The 25,857-nt window shown below is 68.6% G+C and carries 21 protein-coding genes; 13 read left to right on the top strand and 8 right to left on the bottom strand.

Annotation, left to right across the window (positions count from 1 at the left end; genetic code table 11):
• Window positions 1-16: 16 nt before the first annotated feature.
• Both EIZ44_RS38055 and EIZ44_RS38050 read left to right on the top strand, forming a co-directional pair.
• The gene (locus EIZ44_RS38055) at window positions 17-1,435 is read left to right on the top strand and encodes an RNB domain-containing ribonuclease (RefSeq protein WP_439098635.1); all 1,419 of its coding nucleotides are present in this window, start codon (window positions 17-19) and stop codon (window positions 1,433-1,435) included.
• A complete protein-coding gene (locus EIZ44_RS38050; RefSeq protein WP_134733917.1) occupies window positions 1,432-2,196 on the top strand; it encodes a helical backbone metal receptor in 765 nt (254 codons plus the stop codon). Before EIZ44_RS38055 ends, EIZ44_RS38050 begins: the two co-directional genes overlap by 4 nt.
• On the opposite strand, the gene EIZ44_RS38045 is transcribed toward EIZ44_RS38050, so the two are convergent.
• Both EIZ44_RS38045 and gabT read right to left on the bottom strand, forming a co-directional pair.
• Entirely contained in the window at window positions 2,177-3,604 is a 1,428-nt protein-coding gene (locus tag EIZ44_RS38045; RefSeq protein ID WP_134733916.1) for an aldehyde dehydrogenase family protein, read from the bottom strand. The genes EIZ44_RS38050 and EIZ44_RS38045 overlap by 20 nt on opposite strands.
• Entirely contained in the window at window positions 3,601-4,956 is a 1,356-nt protein-coding gene (gabT, locus tag EIZ44_RS38040; RefSeq protein WP_134733915.1) for a 4-aminobutyrate--2-oxoglutarate transaminase, read from the bottom strand. Before gabT ends, EIZ44_RS38045 begins: the two co-directional genes overlap by 4 nt.
• A gap of 139 nt (window positions 4,957-5,095) precedes the next feature.
• On the opposite strand from gabT, the gene EIZ44_RS38035 reads away from it, so the two are divergent.
• Entirely contained in the window at window positions 5,096-6,514 is a 1,419-nt protein-coding gene (locus tag EIZ44_RS38035; protein ID WP_134733914.1) for a PucR family transcriptional regulator, read from the top strand.
• Here EIZ44_RS38035 and EIZ44_RS38030 read toward each other — a convergent pair.
• Both EIZ44_RS38030 and EIZ44_RS38025 read right to left on the bottom strand, forming a co-directional pair.
• Window positions 6,504-7,244 (bottom strand): cache domain-containing protein, encoded by a 741-nt coding sequence (locus EIZ44_RS38030; protein ID WP_037816366.1) that lies wholly within the window; start codon window positions 7,242-7,244, stop codon window positions 6,504-6,506. The two genes, EIZ44_RS38035 and EIZ44_RS38030, sit on opposite strands and share 11 nt — an antisense overlap.
• Window positions 7,245-7,276: 32 nt before the next feature.
• Complete coding sequence (locus tag EIZ44_RS38025; RefSeq protein WP_037815737.1) at window positions 7,277-8,020, bottom strand: FadR/GntR family transcriptional regulator; 744 nt, start codon at window positions 8,018-8,020, stop codon at window positions 7,277-7,279.
• A 113-nt stretch (window positions 8,021-8,133) separates the two neighbouring features.
• On the opposite strand from EIZ44_RS38025, the gene EIZ44_RS38020 reads away from it, so the two are divergent.
• The 5 genes from EIZ44_RS38020 (at window position 8,134) to EIZ44_RS38000 (ending at window position 13,719) form a co-directional block, all read left to right on the top strand.
• The gene (locus EIZ44_RS38020; RefSeq protein ID WP_037815736.1) at window positions 8,134-9,549 is read left to right on the top strand and encodes a gamma-aminobutyraldehyde dehydrogenase; all 1,416 of its coding nucleotides are present in this window, start codon (window positions 8,134-8,136) and stop codon (window positions 9,547-9,549) included.
• Between the two features lie 32 nt (window positions 9,550-9,581).
• Window positions 9,582-10,658, top strand: a complete 1,077-nt coding sequence (locus EIZ44_RS38015) for an ABC transporter ATP-binding protein (RefSeq protein ID WP_037815734.1) — start codon at window positions 9,582-9,584, stop codon at window positions 10,656-10,658.
• Window positions 10,659-10,684: 26 nt separating this feature from the next.
• Entirely contained in the window at window positions 10,685-11,893 is a 1,209-nt protein-coding gene (locus EIZ44_RS38010) for an ABC transporter substrate-binding protein (protein WP_037815733.1), read from the top strand.
• Window positions 11,894-12,018: 125 nt separating this feature from the next.
• Window positions 12,019-12,900 carry an ABC transporter permease gene (locus EIZ44_RS38005; protein WP_037815731.1) on the top strand — a complete coding sequence of 294 codons (882 nt, stop codon included), beginning with the start codon at window positions 12,019-12,021 and terminating at the stop codon, window positions 12,898-12,900.
• 15 nt (window positions 12,901-12,915) lie between these two features.
• The gene (locus EIZ44_RS38000; protein WP_240016164.1) at window positions 12,916-13,719 is read left to right on the top strand and encodes an ABC transporter permease; all 804 of its coding nucleotides are present in this window, start codon (window positions 12,916-12,918) and stop codon (window positions 13,717-13,719) included.
• A gap of 56 nt (window positions 13,720-13,775) precedes the next feature.
• Here the strand turns inward: EIZ44_RS38000 and pip are convergent, their stop codons facing one another.
• Both pip and EIZ44_RS37990 read right to left on the bottom strand, forming a co-directional pair.
• Window positions 13,776-14,714 (bottom strand): prolyl aminopeptidase, encoded by a 939-nt coding sequence (gene pip / locus EIZ44_RS37995; protein ID WP_037815726.1) that lies wholly within the window; start codon window positions 14,712-14,714, stop codon window positions 13,776-13,778.
• 96 nt (window positions 14,715-14,810) lie between these two features.
• Window positions 14,811-15,785 carry a right-handed parallel beta-helix repeat-containing protein gene (locus EIZ44_RS37990; RefSeq protein WP_043834894.1) on the bottom strand — a complete coding sequence of 325 codons (975 nt, stop codon included), beginning with the start codon at window positions 15,783-15,785 and terminating at the stop codon, window positions 14,811-14,813.
• Window positions 15,786-16,019: 234 nt separating this feature from the next.
• On the opposite strand from EIZ44_RS37990, the gene EIZ44_RS37985 reads away from it, so the two are divergent.
• Entirely contained in the window at window positions 16,020-16,976 is a 957-nt protein-coding gene (locus tag EIZ44_RS37985; RefSeq protein ID WP_134733913.1) for an undecaprenyl-diphosphate phosphatase, read from the top strand.
• 16 nt (window positions 16,977-16,992) lie between these two features.
• On the top strand, window positions 16,993-17,931 hold the full coding sequence (locus EIZ44_RS37980) for a cytochrome c oxidase assembly protein (protein WP_134733912.1): 939 nt from the start codon (window positions 16,993-16,995) through the stop codon (window positions 17,929-17,931).
• 32 nt (window positions 17,932-17,963) lie between these two features.
• Here the strand turns inward: EIZ44_RS37980 and panB are convergent, their stop codons facing one another.
• Window positions 17,964-18,854: a 3-methyl-2-oxobutanoate hydroxymethyltransferase gene (gene panB / locus EIZ44_RS37975; RefSeq protein ID WP_134669425.1), complete on the bottom strand. Its 891-nt coding sequence runs from the start codon at window positions 18,852-18,854 to the stop codon at window positions 17,964-17,966.
• 242 nt (window positions 18,855-19,096) lie between these two features.
• Between panB and lysX the strand changes: the two genes are divergently transcribed.
• The 3 genes from lysX to EIZ44_RS37960 all read left to right on the top strand — a co-directional run bounded on the left by lysX (window position 19,097) and on the right by EIZ44_RS37960 (window position 24,147).
• Complete coding sequence (lysX, locus tag EIZ44_RS37970; RefSeq protein WP_043834889.1) at window positions 19,097-22,420, top strand: bifunctional lysylphosphatidylglycerol synthetase/lysine--tRNA ligase LysX; 3,324 nt, start codon at window positions 19,097-19,099, stop codon at window positions 22,418-22,420.
• A 544-nt stretch (window positions 22,421-22,964) separates the two neighbouring features.
• Window positions 22,965-23,558: a hypothetical protein gene (locus tag EIZ44_RS37965; protein ID WP_037815718.1), complete on the top strand. Its 594-nt coding sequence runs from the start codon at window positions 22,965-22,967 to the stop codon at window positions 23,556-23,558.
• A 7-nt stretch (window positions 23,559-23,565) separates the two neighbouring features.
• On the top strand, window positions 23,566-24,147 hold the full coding sequence (locus EIZ44_RS37960; protein ID WP_134733911.1) for a DinB family protein: 582 nt from the start codon (window positions 23,566-23,568) through the stop codon (window positions 24,145-24,147).
• A 759-nt stretch (window positions 24,148-24,906) separates the two neighbouring features.
• Here EIZ44_RS37960 and EIZ44_RS37955 read toward each other — a convergent pair.
• The gene (locus EIZ44_RS37955) at window positions 24,907-25,440 is read right to left on the bottom strand and encodes a methylated-DNA--[protein]-cysteine S-methyltransferase (RefSeq protein ID WP_037815715.1); all 534 of its coding nucleotides are present in this window, start codon (window positions 25,438-25,440) and stop codon (window positions 24,907-24,909) included.
• Window positions 25,441-25,857 lie beyond the last annotated feature (417 nt).

Genomic DNA, 25,857 nt, shown 5'->3' with positions numbered 1-25,857 from the left:
GGGATAGTGTTGGACCGTGCCGCCACTCGTGCTGAGGACACCAGCGTCGGGAGGGGACTTCGGTCGTCTCCGGACGGAGTTCGCGCTGCCGGAGTCGTTCGGGCCCGCGGTGCTCGCGGAGGCCGAAACGGCGGTGCTCGATCCGCTCGCGTCGGCGGGCGGCCGCGAGGACGCCAGCGACCTGCCGTTCGTCACGATCGATCCGCCCGGGTCCAAGGACCTCGACCAGGCGATGGTGATCGAGCGGCGCGGCAGCGGCTTCCGGGTGCAGTACGCGATCGCGGACCTGGCGGCGTTCGTCCCGCCGGGCGGGGCGCTCGATCACGAGGCGCGGCGGCGCGGCCAGACGCTGTATCTCCCGGACGGCAACGTCCCGCTGCACCCGCCGGTGCTGTCCGAGGGCGCGGCCAGCCTGCTGCCGGGCGAGGTGCGGCCGGCGGTGCTGTGGACGATCGACGTCGACGAGGCCGGGGAAATCGTCGCGACCCGGGTTCGGCGGGCGCTGGTGCGGTCGACCGAGCAACTGGACTACGAAGGCGTGCAAGCCTCGCTGGACGCGGGACGGCCGCATCCCTCGGTGGCGGCGCTGCCGGAGCTCGGCCGGTTGCGGCGGAGTCTCGCGGTGCGGCGCGGGGCGGTCGAGTTGCAGTTGCCGGAGCAGGAAATCAGCGGCGACGTCGACGGCGGCTGGATTCTCGCGCGCCGCCCGCGGACGGTCGTCGACGCGTGGAATGCCGAAATCTCGTTGCTGACCGGGATGGCCGCGGCGCGGATCATGATCGACGCCGGGATCGGGGTGCTGCGGACGCTGCCGTCCCCGGAGCCGGACGCGGTGGAATGGCTGCGCCGGTCGGCGACGGCGGTCGGGCTGGCTTGGCCGGTCGAGCTGACGGTGTCCGAGTTTCTGTCCACTTTGGACCCCGGGCAGCCCGCGTCGATGGCCTTGTACGCGGACACCACGCGGCTGTTGCGCGGCGCGGGGTACACAGCTTTCGCCGGGGAATTGCCCGCGGTTACGACGCACGCGGGGATCGGCGGGGCATACGCGCACGTCACGGCACCGATTCGACGGCTGGTCGACCGGTTCGGCACCGAGGTGTGCCTGGCGGTGACAGCCGGACGCGAGGTGCCGGACTGGGTGCGCGAGGCGTTGTCCGAGGTACCGGCGTACATGTCCGCTTCGGACAGTCTTGCGGCGCGGGTCGAGCGCGCGTGCATAGATCAGGTCGAAGCGTGGGTACTCGCAGAGCATGTCGGTCACGAGTTCACCGCGGTGGTGCTACGCGCGGACGAGACGCGCGCGGAGATCCTGGTCGAGAACCCGCCGGTGATGGCGAAGTGCTCCGGCGAGAAGTTCCCGGAGGGCGAGCGGATCGCGGTGCGGCTGACCGAAGTGGACGTCGAGCAGCGGAAGGTGTCGTTCGAACGGGTATGAGGAACGCGGAACTGGTCGATGATCTCGGCGAGCCGGTGCCGATCGAGGGCTCGCCGCGGCGCGTGGTGTCGCTGGTGCCGTCGCTGACCGAAGCGGTCGAGGTGAGCGCGCCGGGACGGCTGGTCGGGGCGACGGACTACTGCACGCATCCGGCGGATCTGGACGTGGAACGGGTCGGCGGGTCGAAGTACCCGAAACTCGACCGGGTGCTGGCGCTCGAACCGGATCTGGTGCTGGCGAACTCCGAGGAGAACCGGCCGGAGGACGTGGAAACCCTGCGTGCCAACGGGATCCCGGTGTTCGTCATGGCCGCGGCGGAGTCCGTGCCCGCCGCACTGGGATCGTTGCGCCGGATTTTCGGCCAGGTGTACGGCATCGACGAACCGGAATGGCTCGACACTGCGGACGAGCTGTGGCGCGAAGTAGCACCGGTGCGGCACCGCGCGGTGATCCCGGTGTGGCGCAAGCCGTGGATCGTGCTGGGCCGCGACACCTTCGCCGGCGACGTGCTGCGCCGGGTCGGGGTCGAGAACGTCTACTCAGGACACTCCGAGCGCTATCCCCGGCCCGCGCTGGAAGAACTCCAGAAGACCGGGGCCGACCTGGTCGTACTGCCCGACGAGCCGTACGAGTTCACCCAGGACGACGGCCCCGGCTTCTTCCCGGAGATGCGCCCGGTACTGATCTCCGGGCGCTACCTCACGTGGTACGGACCGTCTCTCGTGGACGCCTACGCGGCGCTCAGAGAGTCAGTCCGGTAAGGACAGTCACGCGCTCCTCGGTGAAGTCCGCCATCGCCGCCGCCGGGCCTTCCCGGCCGACACCGGAGTCCTTCACGCCGCCGTAAGGCATCTGGTCGGCGCGGAAGCTCGGCACGTCGCCGACCAGTACGCCGCCGACCTTGAGCCGCGCCGACACGTCGAACGCGGTCGGCAGGTCGCGGGTGAACACGCCGGTCTGCAAACCGAAGCGGGACGCGTTGATCCGCTCGACGCCGTCGTCCACAGAGGACACCCGGACCAGCGAGACCACCGGGCCGAACACCTCGTCCGCCATCACCGAAACGTCCTCGGGAACCTCGGAGAGCACAGTCGGCTCCACCGTCGCGCCCGAACGGCCGCCGCCGGCAAGCAGCTTGGCACCGGCGACAACCGCGTCGGTGACCCAGGTTTCGACTCGCGACGCGGCGGCTTCGTTGACCAGCGGGCCCACGTCGACGCCGTCCTCGCGCGGGTTTCCGGTGCGCAGCGCGGCGACCTGCTCCAGCACCTTCTTCTGCAGCTCGTCGTAGACGTCGGTGTGCGCGTACACGCGCTGCACCGAAATGCACGACTGTCCCGCCTGGTACATGGCGAACGTCGCGATCCTCTGCGCGGCGAAGTCCAGATCAGTCCAATCCGGACAGACCAGCACCGCGCCGTTGCCGCCGAGTTCCAGCGCGACGTGCTTGCGCGGCACGCTGTCGCGGATCGCCCAGCCCACCGGCACCGAACCGGTGAACGACACGACCGGCAGCCGCGGGTCCTTGACCAGTTCGGCGGTCGCCTCGTTGCCCAGCGGCAGGATCGACCAGCTGCCCGCCGGAAGAGCGGTCTCGGCAAGGATTTCGCCGAGCAGGAGCGCGGTCAGCGGCGTCGCCGGGGCCGGCTTGAGCACGATCGGCGCGCCGACCGCGATCGCCGGGGCGACCTTGTGCGCCACCAGGTTCAGCGGGAAGTTGAACGGCGTGATGCCCAGCACCGGACCGCGCGGCACGCGCCGGACGAGCGCGAGCCGTCCGGTGCCGCCCGGGTCGGTGTCGAGGCGCTGCAGGTCGCCGGAGAACCGGCGGGCCTCCTCGGACGCCCAGCGGAACGTCGACACCGCACGGCCGACCTCGCCGCGCGACCACTTCAGCGGCTTGCCCGATTCGGCGGTGATCAGCTGCGCGATCTCCTCCGTCCGCTCGGAAAGCCGCCGCGAGATGTGGTCGAGCGCGCCCGCGCGGACGTGCGCGGGCAGCGTCGCGTACTCGTCGGCGACGTCCGCCGCGGCCTGCACCGCGGTCTCCACTTCGGACGGTCCGGGCACGTAGTGCGAACCGGCTTCGGAGCCGTCGAACGAATGCCGGACGACGGTCGTTTCGCTGCTGGTTACCGGCTTTCCGGCCACCCAGAACGGGAAAGTCACTTGCGGGCCTCCGTGGCGATCGCGTACTCGAGAACGGCGAGGCCTTCGTCGAGCAACTCGTTGGACAGGGACAGCGGGGGAAGCAGCCGGACGACGTTGCCGTACGTGCCGCAGGTCAGCACCACGACGCCTTGGGCGTGGCAGGCGGCGGCGATGCGCTTGGTGAGGTCGGCGTCGGGCTCGTTCGTGCCCGGCTTGACGAACTCGGCCGCCAGCATCGCGCCGCGTCCGCGAACGTCGCCGATCACGCCGGTTTCCTCGGCCAGCGCCCGAAGCCGCGGCAGCACCAGTTCCTCGATGCGCTTCGCGGAACCGGTCAGGCCTTCACCTCGCATGGTCTCGATCGCGCCCAGCGCCGCGGCGCACGCGATCGGGTTGCCGCCGTAGGTGCCGCCGAGCCCGCCCGGGCCGACCGCGTCGAGCAGGTCCGCGCGCCCGGTCACCGCGGCGAGCGGCAGGCCGCCCGCGATGCCCTTGGCCGTGCAGACCAGGTCCGGGACGACGTCCTCGTGCTCCGAGGCGAACCAGTTGCCGGTGCGGCAGAAACCGGTCTGCACCTCGTCGGCGACGAACACGACGCCGTTCGCTTTGCACCACGACGAAATCGCGGGCAGGAAACCGGGTGCCGGCTCGATGAACCCGCCCTCGCCCTGGATCGGTTCGAGCACGACGGCCGCGACCTGGTCGCCGCCGATCTGCTTCTCGATCCGGTCGATCGCCTGCCGCGCGGCCTCCGGGCCGGCGAGCCCGTCGCGGTACGGGTACGAGCCCGGCACGCGGTACACCTCGGGCGCGAACGGCCCGAAACCGTGCTTGTAGGGCACCGATTTCGCGGTCATGCCCATGGTCAGGTTGGTGCGGCCGTGGTAGGCGTGGTCGAACACCACGACGGCCTGGCGTCTGGTGGCGGTGCGGGCGATCTTCACCGCGTTCTCGACCGCTTCCGCGCCGGAGTTGAACAGCACCGACTTCTTCGCGTGGTCGCCCGGCGTCAGCTGGGCCAGCGCCTCGCACACCTCCACGTAACCCTCGTACGGGGTCACCATGAAACAGGTGTGGGTGAACAGCGCCGCCTGCTCGCGCACCCGGTCGACCACCTCGGGCGCGGAATGCCCGACGCTCGTCACCGCGATCCCGGAACCGAAGTCGATCAGCACGTTGCCGTCGGCGTCGGTGAGCAGGCCGCCGCTGGCGGAGGTGATGTAGGCGGGCAGCGTCGACGCGACCCCGGCGGCGACCGCGTTCGCGCGGCGCTCCTGCAGCGCGCGGGAGACGGGCCCGGGGATCTCGGTCTGCAGCCTGCGCTGCCGGGGTGCCGGAGCCTGCGGCTCGGCGGCGGTGCTGATGGTCACGGCGCTCCTACGTCGCGGTCGTGCGTGCCGGGGAGGACCGGCGTTCACGAGCTTCGGGTGGGTCGCCCTCAGAATGGGGCCTGCGCCGCTCGCCGTCAGCTGGCCGTTCTGTCCAACTTGACGTCTACAATTGGCCGTTATGGCACTCACCCTGCGGGCACTGGCCGCCGAACCCGCGCTCGGCCTGCGCGTGGTCGCGGGCGAGGCGGGGCTGGACCGCCCGATCGGCTGGGTGCACCCCACCGAACTGACCGACCCGCAGGTCTTCCTCGAAGGCGGCGAACTGCTGCTCACGACCGGTCTGACGCTCTACAGCGCGACGTACGCGCCCTACATCCGGCGGCTGGTCGACGCGGACGTCGCCGGGCTCGGCTTCGGCGTCGGGCTGAGCCACGCGAAGGTACCGGACGCGTTGGTGGCAGTCGCCGACGAAGTCGGGCTGCCGGTACTGGAGGTGCCGCGGAAGACACCGTTCATCGCGATCACGCGCGCGGTCTCCCGATCGGTTGCGGCTGACGAATACGCCGCGACAGTGCGGATCGGCCGCGCCCAGCAGGAACTGACCCGTACCGCGGTCGGGCGCAGCGGTGCCGGGGGAGTGGTGCGTCGGCTCGCGCGGCTCATCGACGGCTGGGTCGTGCTGTACGACTCCGCCGGACGCGTGCGCGAGGCGTCGTCGGCCAAAGCGCGCAGCGTCGAACTGGACGTCACCAGTCTTCGCGCGGGCACGCGCGTGGTGTCTCATGGCGAAGACGAGGTCGTCATCCAGACTCTGCATACGCGGGGTGCGCTGGCGGTCGGTACTGCGGAACCGTTGAACAGCACCGGACAGCACATCGTCAACACGGCTGTCTCACTGCTTTCCCTTGCGTTGGAACAAGATCGCGCACAGCGGCTTTCGCTGTCCCAGCTGCACAGCGGCGTGCTGGAGCTACTTGCCGCCGGACACGACGAGCTCGCCCGCGAGGTCGTACCGGATCTTCCGGCAGAACCATGGACGGTGCTGGCGGTAAAGGGGAGCAAGGCGGCCCGGAACACGCTGTACGAACGGCTGGAAACCCTTGCCGGGCAGGTGTTTGCCGCGCATCGCGGAGACAAGCTGATCGTGCTGGCGGAGAACGACGAGGTGACCGCGATCGTCGGGGAGACCGGAGATTTCCACAGTGGACTGTCCACAGGAGATTTCCCAACCGCGTTGAGGCAGGCGGAAGAAGCGGCCGAGGCAGCGCGTACCCAGCGCGTGCCGCTGCTGCGCTACGCCGACCACGCCGGGGCCGGATTGCTCGGCTTGATCGATCAGCAAGCCGCGCAAGCGTTTTCCGACCAGCTGCTCGCACCGGTACGGGAGTTCGACCGGACCGGCCGCGGCGACCTGGAACTCTCGCTGCGCTGCTGGCTCGAGCACCATGGCCACTGGGACCTCGCCGCGACGAAGCTCGGCGTGCACCGGCACACCTTGCGCAACCGGGTCACCAAAGCCGCCGGGCTGCTGGGCCGGGACCTCGACGCGCCGGGCGTCCGCGCGGAACTGTGGTTCGCGCTGCAGATCAGGTCGTGACCAGCAGGGTGATCGGGGAATCCCCGCACCGCCGCAACGTCATCCCGCCCGGCGCGGTATACGGTTCCGCGCCGGATGCCCACCAGGCAGGCACGTCGATCTCGCGCACCAGCGACCCGGTCGCCTTCCGCACGCTGTTCGACACGATCACCCGGCCCTGCGCGTTGAGCAACGCGGCGGTCCGGCCGAGCGCGCGCAGCCGGCGACTCACCGTGCGCTCGAACTCCCGCACATACACGTCCGCACCAACGACTCCGGCGAATTCCTCACCGCGCGTGACGGGAATGGTGAAGGTGAGCGTGTACTCGTCGGTGCAGAGATAGTCCACGTACGGCCCATTGACATGCCGCCGCCCGCTGTCGCGCGGGACGGTGAACCAGGATTGCCGCGTGTAGTCGAGAAAATTGGGGCTCTCCGGGTCGAGGCTGATGAACAGCTGTTCCGGAGCCCCGTCGTCGGCGCGGCAGGAGGTCCACCATTCGAAGCCGAGTTCTTGATCGGCAAGGACATTCGGCGCGCTCACGAAGCCCGCGCCGACCACGAGTCCGCCGAGCGCCTCGATGACCTGCGGCCGGATCGTGTGCAGCGCATCGGCGGACAGCTCGCCGGATTCGGCGAGCAGCGTCTCGGCGGCGGCCAGAACCGGTTTCAGGCGCGCGAAAATCTCCTCGACGAGGGAGGAAACCTGGGTCACTACCTCTTCGCCGGTCAGCGTGCGGGTGTCGGGCACGATGCTCACCTCGTGATGCGGGTCATCGGAGCTTACGGCGTTTCGAGGGTCAGGTGCAGATCTGCGAGCCGATCAAGCGCGCCGAGAAGGTGCTCTTCGGTCAAGGCGCGCGCCCGATCGCCGTCGGCCGAGGCGATCGCCGAGACGATCGCCTGGTGCTCAGCGTAAGACCCGCGGCAGGTTTCCTTGTCGCCGAGGGGCGCCCAGAGCAATACGCCGTGTTCGCTCTGCAGCTGAACTTCCTGGTTGGTGAGCCGAGGGGACTGTGCGGCGGCGGCGACTTCGAGGTGGAAGTGCCGTTCCGCGCGGGTCGCGTCGGGGCCGCTCGCGCCGAGGAGGTCTTCCGCGGTGAGCCGCAGCCGTTCGAGATCTTCGGGAGTGCTGCGTTCCGCGGCGAGTTTCGCCGCCGAGCCCGCGACGGCGAGGTAGTGGTCGCCGAAGTCGCGAAGTTCAGCCATTGAGACCAATCGCAGGCGTTCGGCCCACGAACTCTGCGCGGGCCAGTCCGGGGTGCGCACGAAGCTGCCGCCGCCGCGTCCGCGCCGCGTTTCGACGAGACCCTGCTGCCGCAGCACCGCGAGCGCCTCGCGCACGGTGACCGTGGAGACGCGGAACTGCGCGGCGAGTTCGGCCTCGCTCGGCAACTGCTCGGCGTCGTCGAGGAGACCGAGCGTGATGGCGTCGAACAGCCGCGCCGCGACCGCCTCCGCGCGCCCCACCTGTTCCAGCGGGGCGAACATCGCCAGTCGTGCGCTGTTCGACATCTCCTTGCGCATCGTTGGTCCACCCGTCTCGGCATCCGTTGGAGCCAATCCTGCCCCAGGGCCTTGTCATTTGAAATATGGAGTTATATGTTTCATCCTGCCACGGAGAGTCAGGAGGCGCACGCGTGCAGGAGTTGAAGCACTACGTCGGCGGGACCTACGTCGACTCGCTGTCCGGAAAGGTCGCGGAAATCGTCGACCCGGTTACCGGCCGTGCGTACTGCACCGCGCCGGTGGCCGGCGCCGAGGACGTGGACCGCGCGCTGAAGGTCGCCGCGGAAGCGTTCGAAAGCTGGCGCGAGACCACCCCGGCGCAGCGGCAGCTCGCACTGCTGAAGATCGCCGACGCGCTCGAGGCGCGCGGCGAGGAGATCATCCGGGTCGAAGCGCAGGACACCGGCAAGCCGTTCGCGCTGACCATGGAGGAGGAGCTGCCCGCGGTCATCGACCAGGTGCGCTTCTTCGCCGGCGCCGCGCGCGTGCTCGAAGGCCGTTCGGCCGGCGAGTACATGGAAGGCCACACGTCGTTCATCCGCCGCGAGCCGGTCGGCGTCTGCGCGCAGGTGACGCCCTGGAACTACCCGCTGATGATGGCGATCTGGAAGATCGCGCCCGCGCTCGCCGCGGGCAACACCATCGTGCTCAAGCCGTCCGACACCACCCCTGCCTCGACGCTGCTGCTCGCCGAGATCTGCGGCGAGCACCTGCCCGCGGGCGTGTTCAACGTGATCTGCGGCGACCGCGACACCGGACGGGCGTTGGTGGAGCACGACATTCCGGCGATGGTGTCGATCACCGGTTCGGTGCGAGCGGGCATCGAGGTCGCCGGTTCGGCGGCGCACGACGTCAAGCGCGTGCACCTCGAACTGGGCGGCAAGGCCCCGGTGATCGTGTTCCCGGACGCCGACCTCGAAGCGGCCGCCGAAGCCATTGCGGCGGCCGGGTATTTCAACGCGGGCCAGGACTGCACGGCCGCGACTCGCGTGCTGGTGCACGACGACGTGCACGACACGTTCGTCAACGCGCTCGCCCGCCAGGCCGAGGCGAACAAGACCGGCACGGGCGAGGACGTCGCGTTCGGCCCGCTCAACAATGCCGCGCAGCTGGAAAAGGTCGCCGGTTTCGTCGACCGGCTGCCGGAGCACGCGACTGTCCACTGTGGAGGACGGCGCTCCGGCGACGAGGGCTACTTCTACGAGGCCACCGTGGTTTCCGGACTCCAGCAGGACGACGAGATCATCCAGAACGAGGTCTTCGGCCCGGTCATCACGGTCCAGCGGTTCACTGAGGACGACGAGGCGCTCAAGCACGCCAACGGGGTTCCCTACGGCCTCGCCTCTTCGGTGTGGACCAAGGACCACCAGCGAGCCATGAAGTTCTCGGCGAAACTCGACTTCGGTTGCGTGTGGATCAACACGCACATTCCGCTCGTGGCCGAGATGCCGCACGGCGGGTTCAAGCGGTCCGGCTACGGCAAGGACCTCTCGCTGTACGGCCTCGAGGACTACACCCGCGTCAAGCACGTGATGAGTGCGCTGTAGCCGTCGTGACCAGATCCATCGGAAGGCCTGTCATGCCCCATCAAGCCCCCGCCGAGACCCGGCCGCCGGGAAGGCGTCCGCAGACCGGACAGCCGGCGATCCGGCTCACCGGACTGGAAAAGCACTTCGACAAGGTGCGCGCCGTGGACGGGGTCGACCTCGACATCCCGCCCGGCGAGTTCTTCTCGATGCTCGGCCCGTCCGGTTCCGGCAAGACCACCGTGCTGCGGATGATCGCCGGGTTCGAACTGCCCACCGCGGGCACGATCGAACTCGAAGGCAAGGACGTCAGCCAATTGGCTCCGTTCGACCGCGACGTGAACACGGTTTTCCAGGACTACGCGCTCTTCCCGCACATGACGGTGCAGCAGAACGTGGAGTACGGCCTGAAAGTCAAGCGGGTCGCGAAAGCCGAACGCCGCGACCGGGCGAAGGAAGCCCTGCGCACGGTGCGGCTGGAGGACTACGGCGACCGCAAACCGTCGCAGATGTCCGGTGGACAGCGGCAGCGCGTAGCACTTGCGCGCGCTCTAGTGAATCGCCCGAAAGTGTTGCTTTTGGACGAACCCCTTGGCGCACTTGACCTCAAGCTGCGCCAGACCATGCAGGTCGAGCTCAAGCAGATCCAGCGCGAGGTCGGCATCACCTTCGTCTTCGTCACCCACGATCAGGACGAGGCGCTCACGATGAGCGACCGGATCGCCGTGTTCAACGCGGGCCGCATCGAACAGGTCGGTACTCCGGTCGAGGTGTACGAACGCCCGGCAACCGCTTTCGTGGCAGGGTTTGTGGGCACGTCGAACCTGCTCAGCGGGCGCAGCGCGGAGGCGGTGATCGGCAGGCCGGGCGTGTACAGCATCCGGCCGGAGAAGATCCGCATCGACGGCGATCTCGCTTCCCCGGCGGGCCCCGGCGAGACGTCCGCGACCGGTTCGGTGACGGATGTCGTTTATGCCGGGTCGACAGTGCGCTACGCTGTCGCGCTCGATGCCGGGGGCCAATTGTCCGTTGTCCGCCAGAACACCAGCGAGCCGACCGAGTTCGCCGACGGTCGCGTTCGCCTGCGCTGGCGCCGCGAACACAGTTTCCGGGTCCCCGAAGCCGGCTAGTTCCTCACGGGAAGGTTTCTCTCGCTATGAAGAACAGGAAGACGCTGCTCGCAGGGCTGTGCGGCGTGAGCCTCCTGCTCGCTGCCTGCGGCACCTCGGGCTCCGACTCCAAAGCGGGGTCGGCGCCGGGCGCACAGGGCTTCACGCCGCCGAAGCTGAACGCGCTGACGCAGCTCGGCCAGCCGGAAGGCCAGCTGAACGTGCTCGCGTGGCCCGGTTACGCGGAAAACGGCTCGAACGACCCGAAGGTCAACTGGGTCACGCCGTTCGAGCAGCAGACCGGATGCAAGGTCAACGTCAAGCCGTTCGGCACCTCCGACGAGGCCGTGACGCTGATGAAGACCGGGCAGTACGACGTGGTTTCCGCGTCCGGCGACGCCTCGCTGCGCCTGGTCGCCTCGGGCGACGTCGAGCCGGTCAACACCGCGCTCGTGCCGAACTACAACGACATCTACCCGTTCCTCAAGAACAAGTCGTGGAACAGCGTCAACAACGTCGCCTACGGCATCCCGCACGGCTGGGGCGCGAACGTCCTGGCCTACCGCACCGACAAGGTGCAGCCGGAGCCGAAGTCGTGGTCGCCGATGTTCGACGAGAAGTCGCAGTTCAAGGGCAAGGTCATCGCCTACGACTCGCCGATCTACATCGCCGACGCCGCGCTGTACCTGATGGCGCACCAGCCCGACCTCGGCATCAAGAACCCGTACGCCCTGGACGACAAGCAGTTCAAGGCCGCCACGGACCTGCTCAAGAAGCAGCGCCCGCTGGTCGAGGAGTACTGGTCGGACTACCTCAAGGAAACGCAGTCGCTGAAGAGCGGCGACGGCGTGATCGGCACGGCCTGGCAGGTGACGGTGAACCTCGCGAAGAGCGAGGGCGCGCCGATCGCGGCCACGGTGCCGAGCGAGGGTGCGACCGGCTGGTCGGACACCTGGATGGTGTCCGCGAAGTCGCAGCACAAGACGTGTGCGTACAAGTGGATGGACTACATCACGAGCCCGAAGGTGAACGCCCAGGTCGCCGAGTACTTCGGTGAGGCCCCGGCGAACTCCAAGGCCTGTGCGGAGTTCAAGGACAAGTCGCTGTGCGACACCTACCACGCCAACGACGCCGCGTACGCCGCCAAGATCCAGTACTGGACCACGCCGATCCCGCAGTGCCTCGACGGCCGCACGGACGTCAAGTGCAAGGACTACGGCGACTGGACCCGGGCCTGGACCGAGATCAAGGGTTGACCGACCCTCGCGGACGCCGGTACCCACCGCGCCGGCGTCCGTGAGCCCGCCGGGGGTTGCGGGCCCTCCCCAATGTTCCCGCAGCCCCCGGCTTTTCTCCCTTCCGCACCCGAAAGCGCTAAGACATGACCGCCGTGAGCCCGCCGAGTCACCGCATCTCGGCTTTCTTCCACCGCAAACCCCAGCTGCGCCTCGGACTTCTCCTCACCGCGCCGATGCTCTGGCTCGGCCTGGCCTACCTCGGCGCGCTCGCCGCCCTCTTCATCACGGCCTTCTGGTCCACCGACGTCTTCACCGGCAAGGTGGTCACCGACTGGTCCTTCGACAACTTTGTCACTCTTTTCAGTGATTCTGTTTATCGCACGATCACGTTCCGCACTGTCGGCATCGCGCTGCTGGTGACGGTGATCGACGCGGTGATCGCGTTCCCGATGGCGTTCGCCATGGCCAAGCTCGCGTCGCCGCGGGCGCAGCGGCTGCTGGTGATCATGGTGATGACGCCGCTGTGGGCGAGCTACCTGGTGAAGGCCTACGCGTGGCGGACCCTGTTGTCCGGCAACGGGGTGCTGAACTGGCTGCTGGACCCGCTCGGCCTGTCCGGGCCGGGATACGGCGTCACCGCGACCGTGATCACGCTGTCCTACCTCTGGCTCCCGTACATGATCCTGCCGATCTACGCGGGCCTGGAAAAGCTTCCGACATCCCTGGTGGACGCTTCCGGCGACCTCGGCGCGAAATCGTTCCGCACGTTCCGTTCGGTGATCCTGCCGCTGACGTTCCCGGCGATCGTCGCGGGTTCGATCTTCACCTTCTCGCTGTCGCTCGGCGACTACATCGCGGTGAAGATCGTCGGCGGCACCTCGCAGATGCTCGGCAACGTCGTGTACGACAACATCGGCGCGGCCAACAACCTGCCGTTCGCCGCGACCGTCGCGACGGTTCCGGTCGTCATCATGCTCGTCTACCTGGCCGCGGTGCGTCGCACCGGTGCGCTGGACAACCTCTAGGAGACCGCCGTGCGGATGTCGAAACCCGCCCGGGTGCTGTTGTGGACCGCGCTCGGCATCGGATTCGCGGTGATCTATTTCCCGCTGCTGGTGGTCCTGCTGAACTCGGTGAACGCCGACACCACGTTCGGCTGGCCGCCCAAGAGCTTCACCCTGGAATGGTGGGGCAGGGCGATCACCAACGAGGGCGCCCTGCACGCCTTGTGGACCAGCGTCATCGCCGGGCTCTCGGCGACCGCGATCGCTTTGGTGCTCGGCACGATGGCCGCGTTCGCGCTGCAGAAGTACCGGTTCTTCGGCCGGAACTCGTTGTCGCTGCTGGTGATCCTGCCGATCGCGCTGCCCGGCATCGTCACCGGCATCGCGCTGAACAACGCGTTCCGGACGATCTTCGGGCTCGACCTCGGGCTGATGACGGCGATCGTCGCGCACGCCACGTTCTGCATCGTGGTGGTGTTCAACAACGTCGTCGCCCGGTTGCGCCGGATGGGCGGGAATCTCGAAGAAGCGTCCATGGATCTCGGCGCGGACGGCATGACGACGTTCCGCCTGGTGACGTTCCCGATGCTGCGATCCGCGTTGCTGGCAGGCGGATTGCTCGCCTTCGCGCTGTCGTTCGACGAGATCATCGTGACGACGTTCACCCTCGGCACCGGCATGGAAACGCTGCCGATCTGGATCTACAACAACCTGTTCCGGCCGAACCAGGCCCCGGTGGTCAACGTGGTCGCGGCGGTGCTGATCATCGTCTCGACGGTGCCGGTGTACCTGGCACAGCGGCTTTCCGGCGGCGACAGCTCCAGCGGCGGCCGGATCTAGCTCCGAAGTCCGTGAAGGGCTCCTTGCGGGAATTCCGCAGGGAGCCCTTCACACTTTTACCGGAAGCTGTCGGTGGCCTCGCGGAGAGCGGCGAGGATGCCCGGGTCGGTGACGGCGTGTCCCGCGGATTCGGTGAGCTTCAGCGTCGAGCCGGGCCAGGCGCGGTGGAGCTGATACGCCGTGATGGGCGGGCACACCGCGTCGTAACGCCCCTGCACCAGCACGCCCGGGATCCCGGCGAGCTTCCCCGCGTCGCGAATCAGCTGGCCTTCTTCGAGCCACGCGCCATGCCGGAAGTAGTGCACCGCAAGGCGAGCGAACGTCAGCGCGAACTGCGGATTCGCGTATTGGTTCACAAAGGACTGTTGCGGCAGCAACGCCACCGTCGCGCCTTCCCAGACGCTCCAAGCGATCGCGGCCCGTTCACGCACCGCGCGGTCGGGGGAGTGAAGCAGTTCCGCGTACCCGGCGAGCGGATCGTCCACATTGTCCAGCGGCTCCAGGAAAGCGTCCCACTCCGCGGGGAAGAGATTCGCCGCGCCACCGCGGTAAAGCCAGTCCAGTTCCCGCTGCCGCACGGTGAAAATCCCGCGCAGCACCATCTCGGACACCCGCGACGGATGGGTTTCCGCATACGCCAGGGCAAGCGTCGAGCCCCACGACCCGCCGAACAGCTGCCAGCGTTCGATGTTCAGCCGTTCGCGCAGCAGCTCCATGTCGGACACCAAGTGCCACAACGTGTTCGCCGACAGGTCGTCGCCCGCGTTGGGCGTGCTGCGGCCGGCGCCGCGCTGGTCGAACAGGATGATGCGGTACGCCTCGGGGTCGAAGTGCCGCCGGGTCATCGGGGCGATGCCGCTTCCGGGCCCGCCGTGCAGCACCACCACCGGTTTCCCCTGCGGGTTCCCGGCCTCCTGGCAGTAGATCCGGTGCCCGTCGCCGACGTCCAGCATTCCGTCGGCGCGCACCGGGATCGGCGGGTAGAGCTCGTCCATACCGGGCACTCTTCCCGAAAGCTCCCGGCATCTCAAAAGCAGGGTGGGGGCCCGCCCCCGCCGCCGGGCTGAGCGGGCCCCCGTCTGTGATCGCGGTCAGCAGCCTGGTGTCGCGGCTACGTTCGCGAAGCCCTTCCCGGCGTTCGTCACCTTGTTGCTGGCGCAGACCTTGTTCCCGGTGGCCGCCTTGACCACGTAGAAACCGTAGGCCGAGGGCGCCTGCACGTCCGCGGTGTTGTCCGAGAAGGTGTTGTTCTGGCCCCAGCCGTCGAGCTGCACGTGGACCTCGAACGACCCGTAGGTCGCGTCGTGCACGAAGACCTTGCTGCCCTTGTTGCCGGTGACCAGGTACCCGTTGCCCTTCACGTCGACCCAGCTGTCGGCGTAGTTCTCGCCGCTCTGCCCGGTGCCGTCGAAGGTGTTGCCGCGCAGTTCGCCGCCGGTGGTGCCTTCCTTGACGTCGATCGATTCCGCGCGCACGTTCGGCCCGATCTTGTTGCCGATCGCCTTGTTGCGGTCGCTGTGATCGGGCTGCCCGTCCGGCCAGTTGCTCTTGGCCGAACCGAAGTAGATGCCCTCGCCGAACCCGCCGTTTTCCTTGCCGGTGTCGGAGATTTCGGAGTTCTGCACGACGTTGTCGCTGCTGCCGTGCTGGAAGTGGATGCCCTCGTTGCCGATGCCGGTCACCTTGAGCCCGTCGACCAGCGTGTGGTTGACGCCGAGCGCCATCACGCCCTTCTGGCCGCCGGTGACGGTGAACCCGGACAGCGTCCAGTAGCTGCCGGTCAGCTCGATGGTGCGGCCGCCGGACGCCTGCACGACCGCGCTGCGCGGGCCGGTGAGCGTGATGCGCCCGTTCGCGGTGCCGCTGGCGGCGGCCTTGAAGTTGCCGGTGTAGGTGGTGTTCGCGGCCAGCTGGATCGTGGTGCCCGGCTTGGCCGAGGCCAGCGCCGTCTTCAGCTCGGCGGAGTTCTTGACCGGGACGGTCCCGGCGGACGCCGCGGGCGTGGCGAGTGCGAGCAGTGCTGCGGCTCCGGCAGTGGCTGCCAGAACTCGGTCGCGGACGCGCATTCCAACCCTCCTCGTCGAGGCTCGATGACTTCGGATGCGGCGTGCGCTCACGCTAAGACATCGAGAGAACACTGGTCAAGTACATGATTGATGTTCATGGATGTGAACGGGATGAACAAAGCGTGGCCGGAAAGTGTCGGCTGCGTCTGTTCCCGCCCGGCTTGCTCGGAGTTAACCCGATCCTCGGTAGCTTTTCCGCGGAATGCCCGAACTGCGGCGAGAAAGGCTTCGTGAATGTCCGCGGTCAGCTACCTCGAGTCCATTGTCGTCGGCGCTTTGCAAGGCGTGTCGGAATTGTTTCCGGTGTCCAGTCTCGGGCACAGCGTCCTGTTGCCCGCGCTCGTCGGCGGAAGCTGGGGACGCGACCTGAGCATCGGGAAGGATTCGCCGTATCTCGCCGTGCTGGTGGCGATGCACGTCGCCACCGCGATCGCGCTGATCCTCTTCTTCCGGCGCGACTGGGTGCGCATCGTCACCGGCCTGTGGACGTCGGTCCGCGACCGCGAGGTCCGCACGGCCGACCAGCGGCTCGCGTGGCTGCTCATCCTCGCCACGATCCCGGTCGGGATCGCCGGGCTGCTGCTGGAAAGCCTGCTGCGCGACGTCCTCGGCAAACCGGTGCCGTCGGCGATCTTCCTCGCGCTCAACGGCGGCGTGCTCTACGCCGCGGAGAAGTTCTCCCGGAAGCCCAAGCCGGAGGTCGCGCGGGTCGCGCGCGAGGAGGAGACGATCGACTTCAGCGCCGAGGAGACGATGGTGATGCGCGCGGTGACCGTCGACGAGGCCACCGACCTCCGGTTGTCCAAGCTGAGCGTGAAAGAGGCCGTGCTCATCGGTTCGGCGCAGATTTTGGCTCTGCTGCCCGGAATCAGCCGCTCCGGCATCACCATGGTGGCCGGGCTGCGGCGCGGGCTCGACCACGAGGACGCCGCCCGGTTCGCCTGGCTGCTGGCGACCCCGGTGATCCTCGCCGCGGGCGCGCTGAAGATGCCGTCGCTGTTCACGCCGGAGAACCAGCCGTCGCTCGGCCCGGCGTTGGCCGGCAGCGTGGTCGCGTTCGTGGCGTCCTACATTTCTGTCCGTTTTCTGACGAAATACTTTGAAACGCGCACCTTGACCCCCTTTGCCATCTACTGCGCGGTCGCCGGAATCGGCAGCCTGATCTTCTTCACGGTGTCAGGGGCGGCGTAAGGCGCAATTTCGCCGGGTGCACACTGAACGCATCGAAATCGTGCCTGACCTGCCACCGCTGAGCGGATCGACGTTGTTGACGGCCTGGACCTTCGACGTCCCGGCCGTGCTCGTCGCGCTCGCGCTCGGCGTCGGATACGTGGCCGCGGCCCGCCGTCAGGAGTGGACCGCCGGGCGGACCACAGCATTCCTCGCCGGGCTGGCCACGCTCGTCCTCGTCACGTGCTCGTTCCTCGGCGTGTACGACACGACGCTGTTCTGGGTACGCGCGACGCAGAACACCGTGCTCCTGATGGTCACGCCGCTGCTTCTCGCGCTAGGCGCGCCCGTGACGCTGCTGATGCGCACCGCGCCGCCGAAGCTCGCCACGTGGTTGCGTACGCATGGCCGTGGCCGCTTCGCGCAGTTCATCACCTTCCCGCTGTGCGTCACCGTGGTGCTGATCGCGCCGTTCCTGCTCATCTACCTGACGCCGCTGTACGAGCTTTCGCTCGACTCAGCGGTCGTCGGCGGCCTCGTACGCGTAGCGCTCGTACTGGCCGGCTTCCTGTACTTCTACAGCCGCGTGCAACTCGATCCGACGCCGCGCAACGGCTCGCACCTGGTGTCGGTGTGGATCTCGTTCACCGAAGTGGTGTTCGACGGCGCGCTCGGCCTCGTGCTGTGGCTCGGTCCGCTGCTCGCGCCCGCGCACTACGACGCGGTGCACCGCGACTGGGGGCCGGACCGGCGCACGGACCAGATCATCGGCGCGGGTGTGCTGTGGATCGGCGGCGACGTCGCCGGGCTGCCGTTCGTCGGCGCGCTCTTCATCAGGTGGGCCCGCGACGACGAAAAACGGGCGAAACGGCTCGACCGGAAACTGGACGAGGAGGCAGCGGCAGGCGAGGCACCGGCGAAGGGCTTGTGGTGGGAGAACGATCCGGAACTCGCCGAACGGTTCCGCCGCTCGTGAGTGCCGGCTCGCACCGGCACTCACGAGGCAGCTCAGTGGAACGCGTGCTCAGGCGCCGGGAACTCGCCGCGCCGGACGTCCTCGGCGAACGCCGTCGCGGCGCTCTGCAGCACCCCGGCGACGTCGGCGTACCGCTTCACGAACCGCGGCGCCTTGCCGCGGCGCAGCCCGGCCATGTCCTGCCAGACCAGCACCTGGGCGTCGCAGTCCGGACCGGCTCCGATGCCGACCGTCGGGATCTTCAGCTCGTGCGTGACGCGCTTGGCGGCCTCGGCGGGCACCATCTCCATCACGACCGCGAACGCGCCGGCTTCCTGCAGCGCCAGCGCGTCGGCGAGCAGCTTCTCCGCCGCCTCGCCGCGCCCCTGCACCCGGTAGCCGCCGAGGTTGTGCTCGCTCTGCGGGGTGAAGCCGATGTGGCCCATGACCGGGATCCCGGCCGAGGTGAGCGCTTCGACGTGCGCCGCGAACCGGTGCCCGCCCTCGAGCTTGACCGCGTGCGCGCGGCCCTCCTTCATGAACCGGACGGAGGTGGCCAGCGCCTGCTCCGGGGAAAGCTGGTAGGAGCCGAACGGCAGGTCGGCCACCACGAGCGCCCGTTTCGCCGCCCGGGTGACCGAGCGGACCAGCGGGAGCAGCTCGTCGACGGTGACCGGAAGCGACGTGTCGTAGCCGAACACGTTGTTCGCCGCGGAGTCGCCGACCAGCAGCACGGGGATGCCTGCTTCGTCGAAAAGCTCAGCGGTATACATGTCGTAAGCGGTGAGCATCGGCCACGGTTCGCCGCGGTCCTTCAGCTCGCGCAGATGATGAATCCGGACTTTTCTCGGTTTTCCCGGGCCCGCGCTGGTCGCGGGGCCGGTTCCGTAAGGGGCGGCCACCTCGCCGGCGGCGCCGTCGGGTTGGGCAGACTGGGCAGACATCGTCGTCGACCGTCCTTCCCTCGAGGCCTCGCAGAGGTCCCCGGGTCGTGGAGTCAGTACCGGACACAGCGTGACACGCGCGCCGGAGGGCCCCAAGGTCGTGCGACCAGCTTCACACGGCCGGGTAGCGACAACCGTTTTGCCTCCTGTGACGTCTTGATAGGCATCGGGCCGATTTGCGCCCGGTGGGTGAGAAAGTCCGGCGCGTCCTCTCGACAGAGCGGCGCGCAAGAAAGGTACCGATGGGAACCCCAGTGAGCGCCCGTCCGCGCAGCCTAGGCTGGAAAGCCCGCGCGGGCGGCCTCGTGGCCACTGTCGTGCAGCTGGCAGCGCTTTTCTCCGTCGTGCTGCTGCTCGCCGGCGGACGGCACGGGCACCTGCTGAACGGCATCGACATGGCCTTCGGCGTGGTGAGCGTGCCGACCAGTTCGAGCCTGGTGATCGTGCTGCTGCTCGTCGTGCTCGGCGCGGCGCTGCGCAGGCGCAAGAAGGCCGCGCTGTACGTGCTCGTGCTGTTCCAGATCGCCGGTCTGGTGACCACGCTGGTCTTGCAGGCGCTGCTGCTGTGGGCTCCCGACCTGCTCACCCTCAATGCCAGGCAGATGCGCCACATCCCGACGCAGGTCGGCGCGCTCGCCATCGCCGACGTGATCTCGATCCTGCTGATCGTCTTTCTGCTGTCGCTGCGTCCGGCGTTCCCCGCGCGGCTCGCCCCCGGTGCCTGGTGGAACGGGCTTTCCGTGCTGTTCGTCGGGTTCCTCGGCGTGATCGTGCTCGGCTGGGCACTCACCGAGGTGTTCCCGGGCAGTCTCGGTGACGCGTGGGAGCGCTTCGCCTGGGTGGTCAACCACGCCACCGGCGAGAACCTGCAACTGCGCCGGATCGGCGTCGGCGAAGGCCCGGCGTGGATCGACGTGGTTCTCGACCTCGGCGCGACCTTCGTGTCCACAGCCGCGCTGTACACGCTCTTCCGCGGCGTACGCAGCCGTCGCATTCGGACGGACGATGAAGAGCTGCAGTTGCGCCGTCTGCTGGGAGAGTTCGGCGAGGACGACTCTCTCGGCTACTTCGCGACACGCCGCGACAAGAGCGTCATGTTCGCGCCCAACGGCCGCGCCGCGGTGACGTACCGCGTGCTCGCCGGAACCACAGTGGCGAGCGCGGACCCGATCGGCGACCCGGACGCGTGGCCGGACGCGGTGCAGGCGTGGCTCCACGAAGCGCGTACGTACGGCTGGACGCCGGGCGTGCTCGGCGCGAGCGAGAAGGGCGCGAAGGTGTACGCCGCGGCGGGGCTGCGCGCGCTGCAGATCGGCGACGAAGCGGTCCTCGACGTCCGAGAGTTCTCTCTTACCGGTCCTGAGCGGAAGTCCGTGCGACAGGCGGTGAAGCGGATCCAGCGCGCCGGGTACACCTCACAGGTCCGGCGGCACAGCGAAATTCCCGAAGACGAGATGGTGCGACTGCTCGCCCGCGCGCAGCAGTGGCGCGTCGACGAAACCGAACGCGGCTTCTCGATGGCGCTCGGCCGGCTCGGCGACCCGAGCGACGGCCGCAGCGTGATGGTCGAGGCGTACGACGCGCACGGCGAACTGCGCGGCCTGCTGTCGTTCGTTCCCTGGGGCCGCCGAGGCCTTTCGCTCGACCTGATGCGCCGCGACCGGGACGCCGAAAACGGGCTCAACGAGTTCATGGTCGCCGAGGTCGTTTCGGCCGCCCAGCACATCGGCGCACAGCGGATCTCGCTGAACTTCGCGATGTTCCGCGCGGTGTTCTCCGAGGGCGAGCGCATCGGCGCCGGCCCGGTACTGCGCGCGTGGCGGGCGGTGCTCGGCGTCGCGTCGCGGTTCTTCCAGCTGGAATCGCTGTACCGGTCGAACGCCAAGTACGGCCCGGATTGGGAACCGCGGTTCCTCTGCTACTCGTCGGCGCGACGGCTCCCGCGAGTCGGCATCGTCGCGGGCGCGCTGGAGGGCTTCGTGCCCACCGGGCGCGCGCGGTCGCTGCGGCTGGAGAACGTCGGCGAGGACTTCGTCGCGCAGGTCCGGCGGATCGACGAGGAAGCGGCGCAGGTCGTGCCGCGCGCCAAGCGCCGTCCGGAACAGGTCCGCGTGCGAGTGGCCAAAGTGGACAAACTGCGGGAACTCGGAGTGGACCCGTACCCGGTCGGCTTCTCCCGCGAGGACCACCTCGGCGACATCGTGCACGCGTTTTCCGGACTGGAACCGGATTCCCATACCGGAAAACGCGTCCGAGTGGCCGGTCGGGTGCTCGCCCTGCGCACCCTCGGCGGCCTGTGTTTCGCGCGGATCAAGGACTTCTCCGGCGAACTGCAGCTGATGCTCGACGCGAAGGTCCTCGACCTGACCGGCTGGCGCACCGGCGTCGACCTCGGCGACCACGTCGGCGTGAGCGGCGAGGTCATCACCTCCCGCCGCGGCGAACTGTCGGTGCTCGTGGACGAATGGACCGTGACGGCGAAGTGCCTGCACCCGTTGCCGGACAAGCGAAAGGGTCTCACCGACCCGGAGACGCGCGTCCGGCAGCGCTACCTGGACCTAGCGGTCAACCCCGACTCCGCGAACATGCTCCGCCTGCGCTCGACGGTCGTCCGCGCCGTCCGGGAACGCCTCCACCAGGGCGACTTCCTCGAAGTCGAAACGCCCATGCTGCAAACCATCCACGGCGGCGCCAACGCACGGCCGTTCGTCACGCACATCAACGCGTACGACATGCGGATGTACCTGCGCATCGCCCCGGAGCTGTACCTGAAGCGCCTGTGCGTGGCCGGCGTCGAGCGGGTTTTCGAGCTGAACCGGAACTTCCGCAACGAAGGTGTCGACGCGACCCACAACCCGGAATTCACGATGCTGGAGGCGTACCAGGCGTACGCGGACTACAACGCGATGCGCCACCTGATGCGCGACCTGATCCAGTACGCCGCCGAAGCCGCGTACGGCGCACAGATCGTGCGACGCCCAGACGCCGACGGCCGCATCGTCGAACACGACATCTCCGGCGACTGGCCGGTGATCCCGGTGCACAAAGCCGTGTCGGAGGCCTTGGGCGAAGAAGTCGACTCGCAGACGCCGGTCGCGACATTGCGAAAACTGTGCACCGCCGCCGGAGTCCCCGTGCCGGAGGAAGCCGGTGCAGGCGACCTGGTCCTGAAAGCACACGAGCACTTGGTCGAAGGCTCGACGGTCCTGCCGACCTTCTACACGGACTACCCGACCGAGGTCTCCCCGCTGACCCGCCAGCACCGCACCGACCCGCTCCTGGCAGAACGCTGGGACCTGATCGCGTTCGGCTCGGAAGTCGGCACCGCTTATACGGAACTGACCGACCCGCTAGAACAGCGCCGCCGGTTGGAGGCACAGTCGCTGCGCGCCGCGAGCGGGGACGTCGAGGCGATGGAACTGGACGAGGACTTCCTGCTGGCACTGGAACACGGAATGCCCCCGACTGGTGGTCTGGGCCTCGGAGTGGACCGGCTGCTGATGATGCTGAGCGGAACGTCTATTCGGCAGACGGTGCTCTTTCCGTTCGTCCGACCGCAGGGGTGAGGCTGGCGTTCGGGGCTGGCTGTCCTTTTGCCTGCTTGGCCCCGACGCGCTTCGTTCGGCTTCGCCTGCTTTGTCTGCCTGGCGCCGATGCGCTTCGTTCGGCTTCGCCTGCTTGCCTGCCTGATGCCGATGCGCTTTGCTCAGCTTCGGCCTGATTTTGCTGCTCGGCTCCGACGCGCCTCGCTCGCCCTTGGCCCCTTCGCCTGCCTGCCCCCGGTGCGCTTCGCTCGGCTTCGACTCGCTTCGCCTGCCCGGCCCTACGTACTTCGTTCGGCATTGACCCTGTGCCTGCCCAGCCCTGATGCGCCTCGCTCGGCACCAGCCCGCTTCGCCCTCATCCGGCTGTCCGCTGTCAGTCCGGCCCGGTCCCCGAGGCAGGTATTGGCAGTCCGCCAACTCGGATCCGGTAACCTCCACCAGGGATTCGGTGCGTGAGTTCGTGGTAGCGGATGGTGTCCGGGACCTCCGGCAAGTCACGGGTGTGACACCATCCGGCACTTCGTCGCAGAGATTCGCTTAGGGTGGGCAAGTGCATGCTGCGCGGGTGGCTTCGATAGTCCTGCTCGGACTGGGTTTGGCGGGCTATTCCGCGTGGCTGCTGGAGTTCTTCATGCAGACCGGGGTGTCGCCGACCGAACAGCCGGTCTGGGACCTGTTCAGCGCGCAACCGGTCTTCCCGGTCGCGACGGCGATCGGCGGCCTGGCCTTTCTTCTCACCGGACCCGCCCTCATGCGACTCGCGCCAGCACACTGGAGCGGACGGCTGACATCGGTTTCGGTGTCCGCGTTCGGAATCATGCTGATGGTGTACGCCGGAGTCCCGGAGACCGCGGTGACCCCGAACCTGCTGAGCGCCGCCGTCGCGGTCGGAGCGCTGAGCCTCGTCTTCTGGTGGCCCTCGGGCTGGCGAGCCTGCGCGGTGGGTTGCCTGGTAGTCGTGCTGCTCGCGTGGGCGCTGGTGGTGGCGTCGAAGCTGACCGGGCACCTGGAAGGCGTGTTCACCAGGGTGCAGTTGGTGGTGCACTCGGCGCAGGTCGTGATCGGCGGCGCGTACATCGTCCAGACTCCCGTTCCGGTCCGCGGCCGAAAATTGTCGGTGGCAGGTGCGATGCTGCGGAGCAACAGACACCGGAAGTGAGGCCACCATGGCTGGAAAGCTCTCCCCGACCCCCGACGAACGCAGCGGTCTGCTCGGTTTCCTGGCACAACAGCGTCAGGCAATGAAGGTCGCCACGTACGGTTTGACCGACGACCAGGCACGCGCCGTCCCCAGTGCGAGCGCGCTGAGCGTAGGCGGCCTGCTGAAACACGTGTCGTCCACCGAAAGCGGCTGGATCGACCTGGTGCTGAAAATCGAGCCAAAACCCTTCGCCGAAGCCGTGGAGGCCTTCCAAGAGAACTACCGGCTGGGCCCGGACGAAACGCTGGAGTCGGTCATCGCCGCCTACGACCAGGTCGCCGCCCGCACCGAAGAGGTGATCGCCGGGATCGCCGACCTGAACCAGGAAGTCCCCATCCCGAAAGGCGTCCCCTGGTACCCGGACGACGCGTCTGCCTGGTCGGTCCGCTGGGTGCTGCTGCACTTGATCGAAGAAACCGCCCGGCACGCCGGCCACGCCGACATCGTCCGCGAGTCCATCGACGGAGCCACCGCCATGCCCCTGCAAGCCGCCGCCGAGGGCTGGCCGGAGACGGACTGGCTGAAGCCTTGGAAACCGGCTGAATGAGCTGACTTTCCACGCGGGCTGGGCTTGATCGAGACGGGCCGAGCTTTGCCGGATGGCTGTTGGGGCTGGTTCGGTTGCGGGAGGGACAGGGCTTGGTTGCTCCGCGAGGTTGTCACTCCGGTGGTTGGGCTTGGGCGATGCGGGTCGGGTTCCCGGCAGCTGACGCGGTCGGGGGAGTTGGCTTGGGCGGTCGGCGAGGCGCTTGCTCCGATGGCTGGGGTTGGGCGATGCGGGTCGGGTTTCCCTGTGGCTCACGCGGTCGGGACAGCTGACCTGATCGATCGGCGAGGAGATCGCTTCGCTAGCTGGGCCTGAGCCATGCCGGTTAGGTCTGCCAGGTAGCGGTCGGGGAGTTGGTGTGGCCGCCCAGGGGGCTGGCTTGGTGAGTCGTCGCTCCGGCAGCAGCGCCTGAGCTACCCGGGTCGGGTTTCCCAGCGGCCGATGCGGTCGGGAAGCTGGCTTGGCTGCTGAGCGGACCGGACTGCCCCGGGGAGTCGGAGCGCTCGTCGGCGGGCTGGCAGGTCGGCTCGCCGAGGCGCGCCGATGGGTCCGGGACCGCGAAGCCAAGCGATCTGGCCTGACCGCACTGGGGGAGGCGTGCGGAGCCGGGCAGCCAATTCATTCGGTTGGGCTCAGCAGGTTTGGGGCGTGCTCGGTCGGCGTCCAGCGGCACTGGGGGTGCGGCTGGAACCCGACCGAGCGCGCCGACGCCCGAGCCGTTCAGGCACCGAGGCCGGTCCGATTCCCGCAGCCGGTGCGTCAGAACAAAGTCGGTTCCTCCGGAAACGCCCCTTCGATCACCAACATCCGCCGCTTGGTCTCGACCCCTCCCGGCGCCGAAAAGCCGCCAGTGTTCTTGCCCGCACCCAAAACCCGATGGCACGGCACGATGATCGGGAACGGATTGCTCCCCATCGCCTGCCCGACAGCCTGCGCGGAGCCCGGCGCACCCAGCTGATGCGCGATGTCCCCGTACGTCAGCACCTTCCCCGGCGGAATAGCCCGCGCGACGTCGTACGCCCGCCGGTTGAACTCCGGCACATCCCGATAATCCAGCGGAGCCGCACGCAAATCGCGTGCCTCCCCCGACAGCAGCGCGACGACGTCATCCACCACCACGCGCAGTTCCTCCGGCACCGGCGATTCCACCGCATCAGGGAAGCGCTTCGCGAGGTGCGCGCGAGTCCGCTCAGCCGTACTCCCCGGCAGCGCGGTTCCGACCACCGCACCGTCCCGCCAGGCGAGGCCGCACGCCCCGATCGGGGTGTCGAACACCGTGTACCCAACCGTCATATCGCCAGCGTACGACCCGGCACCGACAGAAACTGGCGAGAAAACGACATGACCCTGCCGCCGCGTTCAGCAACGCGGCTGATCCCGCCCGGCGAGCCGGACGGGCATCGGAGTTTCAGCGAGCCAGGCCGAAAACCAGGCCGTGGAGCCGGAAATCCCGGTCAGCCAAGTTCACCCAGCCGACCGCGCCGGCCAACCCGGCCCGCCCGGCCGCCCGGCCAACCCAGCCGACCGNCCGGCCAACCCGGCCCGCCCGGCCGCCCGGCCAACCCAGCCGACCGGCCAGTCCAGCCGACCGCGCCAGCCAGCCCGGCCAGCCCAGCCGACCGCGCCGGCCAATCCAGCCAGACCGGCCAACCGCGCCAGCCAGCCCGGCCAATCCAGCCGACCGCGCCGGCCAATCCAGCCAGACCGGCC

This window comes from Amycolatopsis nivea (assembly GCF_004522235.1).
Classification (GTDB): Bacteria; Actinomycetota; Actinomycetes; order Mycobacteriales; family Pseudonocardiaceae; genus Amycolatopsis; species Amycolatopsis nivea.
Note: the sequence above shows the minus strand (reverse complement) of the source record. Positions and strands in the feature narration are given on the sequence as shown.

Bases quoted from the DNA above. Each gene is read 5' to 3' on its own strand.
- pip (WP_037815726.1), bottom strand. From the start codon at position 14,714: ATGGACGAGCTCTACCCGCCGATCCCGGTGCGCGCCGACGGAATGCTG.
- EIZ44_RS38005 (WP_037815731.1), top strand. From the start codon at position 12,019: ATGACCGCCGTGAGCCCGCCGAGTCACCGCATCTCGGCTTTCTTCCAC.
- EIZ44_RS38010 (WP_037815733.1), top strand. From the start codon at position 10,685: ATGAAGAACAGGAAGACGCTGCTCGCAGGGCTGTGCGGCGTGAGCCTC.
- EIZ44_RS37985 (WP_134733913.1), top strand. From the start codon at position 16,020: ATGTCCGCGGTCAGCTACCTCGAGTCCATTGTCGTCGGCGCTTTGCAA.
- EIZ44_RS37960 (WP_134733911.1), top strand. From the start codon at position 23,566: ATGGCTGGAAAGCTCTCCCCGACCCCCGACGAACGCAGCGGTCTGCTC.
- panB (WP_134669425.1), bottom strand. From the start codon at position 18,854: ATGTCTGCCCAGTCTGCCCAACCCGACGGCGCCGCCGGCGAGGTGGCC.
- EIZ44_RS37990 (WP_043834894.1), bottom strand. From the start codon at position 15,785: ATGCGCGTCCGCGACCGAGTTCTGGCAGCCACTGCCGGAGCCGCAGCA.
- EIZ44_RS38000 (WP_240016164.1), top strand. From the start codon at position 12,916: ATGTCGAAACCCGCCCGGGTGCTGTTGTGGACCGCGCTCGGCATCGGA.
- EIZ44_RS38050 (WP_134733917.1), top strand. From the start codon at position 1,432: ATGAGGAACGCGGAACTGGTCGATGATCTCGGCGAGCCGGTGCCGATC.
- EIZ44_RS37955 (WP_037815715.1), bottom strand. From the start codon at position 25,440: ATGACGGTTGGGTACACGGTGTTCGACACCCCGATCGGGGCGTGCGGC.
- EIZ44_RS38025 (WP_037815737.1), bottom strand. From the start codon at position 8,020: ATGCGCAAGGAGATGTCGAACAGCGCACGACTGGCGATGTTCGCCCCG.
- lysX (WP_043834889.1), top strand. From the start codon at position 19,097: ATGGGAACCCCAGTGAGCGCCCGTCCGCGCAGCCTAGGCTGGAAAGCC.
- EIZ44_RS38015 (WP_037815734.1), top strand. From the start codon at position 9,582: ATGCCCCATCAAGCCCCCGCCGAGACCCGGCCGCCGGGAAGGCGTCCG.
- EIZ44_RS38035 (WP_134733914.1), top strand. From the start codon at position 5,096: ATGGCACTCACCCTGCGGGCACTGGCCGCCGAACCCGCGCTCGGCCTG.